We start from the raw sequence: 3,770 nt of genomic DNA on the forward strand, positions 1-3,770 counted from the left end.
CAACCCTAAACCAACTTCAGAAACGCGACATTAGGTGCTCAGACAGGAGGAGAGACGGCGAGCAGCGAGGAGAGCTGGCGAGAACGCAGCTAGCGTCTGCCTATTGGCAGCAGGCAAACATCTGACGAGAATACTGGTATGGCAGACCATCTGAGCAAGGCAGGACGTTCGCAAAGTACGGCGGCTATTAGGTCGTTTGATACGAAACCCGAGCTTCTGATTCGGTCGGCGTTACGGCATTCCGGCGTCACTGGTTACCGTATTTATCGGAAGGGCAACCCGCCGACCGGACATCGCGTTGATCAGGTGGAAGGTAGCCGTTCTCGTCGACGGTACATTCTGGCACGGCCATCCAGATCATTGGAACGAAGAAAAAGCTGCGTCCGAGTATTGGCGGGAGAAAATGGCGCGCAACATCAAACGCGACCGTGCCGCTGACATCGAGCTTACGGCACGCAGGTGGACCGTCGTTCGCATCTGCGACTTTAAGGTTAGGAATCACCTAGAGGATGCTGTTGAGCGAGTGCTCAGGGCGCTCCCAGCAGCCGGGCGGCCTGGTTAGTTTCTTCCAGGGCGGAGGACGTCGGTTCCATCGCTGTTCGAAGTGGCCAAACCCAGCTGACGATCCAAGGGTCTCTTTTTTTAGCTCACCTTAGAACGGTTTTGTTCAAGGAATAGGTGCCGAAGATGGTCGTCTTGTCCGATGAACCCGCGGAAATCCCCAAGCTGGTAAGAAGTTCCTCGCTTAGTGAGCTCAATATTCAGATCGAAGTCGAGTGCTAAATTTGCGATGCGCCGCTCGACTGTCTCTTGGCGCTCGGTTCCTCCTAAGCGGGACATGATCTGGCCAATTTGAAGTGGGCCAGCCGCCTCGCGCAAAATGCGATAGATGGGATCGTGAGCGGCATCCCCGCGTTCGAGCATTTTCTCCTGAGGAACACCCACCTTCTCAAATGCGGAGACTATCTGGCGGCCGATGGCTTCCGCTACAGGCGGTGGAAATGCGTTACCAATCTGGCGATACTTGGAAGTCTTGCGCCCGGTGAAGAACCAGTCGTCCCCGTTCCACCCCTGAATCCGGGCAACCATATCAATGGTGAGTTTGGGGGGACTAGTCCGAGGTGATGGATCCAGTCTTCGGGGGGCAGAGTCGGCGACTCCATGCGCGTTAACGTAAAGGTTCGACCAAGCCTTCTTGGCACGGGTAGGTCCTAGGTCTGCTCCTCCGTGCTTCTTGCTACCGCCCACGATCGTGGGCCCAATATCGTCGGCCAGAGAAGCCCAGGTTTGGGAGTGACGCCAGTTATTCTCCGACATTAGATCGAGTAGTGCTTCACCCACCGTCACTCGTGAACCCAACGGCTCGGGCCAGCGGAAATACGGAGCATCCTCCGGAGATAACGCGACCAAGACGAATCGAGGCCGTAGCTGAGGAACGCCAAAGTCTGCAGCTTGTAGGAGCCGCCACTCTGCGAAGTAGCCGAGCTCAAAGAACCGGTCCAAAACCCGCTGTCGGTACGCAGAGAAGCGATTAGTTGAAAGCCCTCGCACGTTCTCTAGGAGCACAGCTCGAGGCCGCATTACTTCCGCTAGCTCGACTGCCCATGCGAATAGGTCGCGCTCATCGCTCGCGCCCAGCTGTTTACCTGCGATGGAGAACGGCGGGCAGGGGACGCCCCCGGCAAGGAGGTCGACCCCACGGTGATTCTCGGGCTTCCAGATTGTAGGGTCGGCGACGTCTCCGGTTGCCACGTCCCACTCACGATTGGCCCGGAGGGTCGCGGATGCCTGCTCGTCCAGTTCCACTGCCAACCGATGGTGGAAACCGGCCCTTTCCAGGCCTAGTGCCTGGCCGCCGGCGCCGGCACAAATTTCGACAACCTCGTAGTTTGCCGTCAACTGGGCCTCCCACGCCTCGCAAGAACATCGTTGCCGTAATACTACCCTGATCGCACGTATGTTCCATAAGCGTCGGGCCGCGCAGGTTCGCTGAGCCGCGCACCTGCTCAGTCCGGGGGTAGCAGACGGAGACCTGGCCGTCGTGCCAGTTGCGCGGACGACGGCCGCAGACCGCAGCCCGGGGCGCCGCTACTTGGCGGATCTCGGTCAGATCTCAGGCAGGCATAGGCGCTGGCGTTTGAGGCGACCCACCCGTCTTACTCATCGGCGGCCGACGCAGTGGTCCGGATCGCCCATGGCAGCGACGGCGTCGATCCCGGAGCTGGAGGCGTCGCTGGCTGCACGGCTCAACTCAACGAACGAATTGCCGTGGCGCCTCGTAAGAGCGGGCACTCGGCATCGATAGTTCTCGGAGCTGCTCTACGATCTCGCGTACCAGGCCGGATCAAACGGCCGCCGGTCCGCAAGGGTCGAAGGCCGCAATCTGAGGCCAGTTGGTCCCAAAGCTGAGGGGCCAATCCAGTCAGGCGGAGCAGGAGCCACGTATCCGGCTACATATTCCGTGCGGCGCGGTTCGGGCAGTCCCAAATGACGCGCAGCACTTCTTTGCCAGTCGAATGCGCCGCCCAGAACGACGATTCCCTCTTCGGCAAGCGGCGCCCTGGCACCGCCTGATCCGCCCCGCACCCTCCTTGTAATGTCGAGCTGCGCAGCGACTGTTGCCACTGCCGAGCGACTGACGATCTGGCCTATGGTTCTTCGAAAGAGCTCTTTGATCCTGGACGTGGCCTTCCCGGCACTGAAAATAGCAGCTACGTCCGACTCTGGCATGTGAAGAAGAGTATTCGGGGGCAAGCTAGCATCTCTGTGTACCCAAACAATTGAACTGCGCCCCTGACTTGACAGCGTGCGCTTCCCATCACGATTCATGCCCTTATTCAGATGTACATCTAGAGCCCGGACGACCCCTATTGAGAAGCGAGACGTCTGATCGCTCGCTGTAAGCAATAAGCAGAGCTCGCCTACCCCTTCGGGCGGCAACATCCATCCGCCTTCGGTTTGGCTGTACTTTGCGTCGATTTCCCGCGCCGCGATTTTGAAGTCGAGCTTGTCTCCATCGACAAACTCGAACTCGCGCTGCAGGTTTATCTCAATCAGAGTGCCGAAATGTGTCTTCTCTGTCTTCATGAGTTGATCCCAGCGATAGCGCTGAGTCCTCGCGCCGTCATAAAGTTGATCGTAAGTGTCCCGTAGTACCTGGCCGGTCCGATCCCCGTCTGGGTCCAGTCGTTTAAGTTCGACTACGACTCGGTCGAGGTCAAGGTCCGCTCCGACGGCAGCGGAAAGTGGGGGCTCAAACTCTCGAGGCACAATTCGAAGTCTACAACGGGAGCTTAGCGACCTGAACCGAACCCCATCTGTGCCTCTTATTTAATCCTTGCGCTTCGGCTAAGAGGCACGAGGGCCGGAACTGTCGATCCGGCGACGGATGAGATCCGCCTTCTTGAGGAAGGCAGGAGGATCGGCTAGCAGCTCTTCGAGGACCACGATATCCATCTTCCCGCCTCGCGTTGGCTTCCCGCCGTAGTCTGGGCGCTGAGTTGCGATGTCTGACATCTTGCGGGCTACGCCGTTCGGGTTTCGAAACATCTCATTGGAGCAAGCCCCGGGATGGATGCAAGACGACCGTAGTATTCTTGACAGTGCCTGGACTTCTGGATGCGCCGGGCCGAGGTACTGCCATTCCGCCCTGTAAGCTACCGCTGCAACAATCGCAATCTCGTCGTAACTCCATTTTGGGGGGCGCTGCATGAACCGAGCCTATCGTGGCCCAGGGTATACCGGCTCTTCCGGATCCGGAGTGCGTAGCT

At 58.8% G+C, this 3,770-nt stretch carries 3 protein-coding genes; 1 reads left to right on the forward strand and 2 read right to left on the reverse strand.

Features of this window, described 5'->3' with window-relative positions:
- The first annotated feature begins 265 nt into the window (after window positions 1-265).
- Complete coding sequence (locus HMPREF3086_RS19840; protein WP_371441638.1) at window positions 266-562, forward strand: PDDEXK family nuclease; 297 nt, start codon at window positions 266-268, stop codon at window positions 560-562.
- A gap of 80 nt (window positions 563-642) precedes the next feature.
- Here the strand turns inward: HMPREF3086_RS19840 and HMPREF3086_RS17790 are convergent, their stop codons facing one another.
- Both HMPREF3086_RS17790 and HMPREF3086_RS17795 read right to left on the reverse strand, forming a co-directional pair.
- Window positions 643-1,899: a DNA cytosine methyltransferase gene (locus HMPREF3086_RS17790; RefSeq protein ID WP_083324230.1), complete on the reverse strand. Its 1,257-nt coding sequence runs from the start codon at window positions 1,897-1,899 to the stop codon at window positions 643-645.
- 420 nt (window positions 1,900-2,319) lie between these two features.
- A complete protein-coding gene (locus HMPREF3086_RS17795; RefSeq protein WP_168169039.1) occupies window positions 2,320-3,270 on the reverse strand; it encodes a NaeI family type II restriction endonuclease in 951 nt (316 codons plus the stop codon).
- Window positions 3,271-3,770 lie beyond the last annotated feature (500 nt).

This window comes from Dietzia sp. HMSC21D01, assembly GCF_001815995.1.
In the GTDB taxonomy this organism is placed as follows: Bacteria; Actinomycetota; Actinomycetes; order Mycobacteriales; family Mycobacteriaceae; genus Dietzia; species Dietzia cinnamea.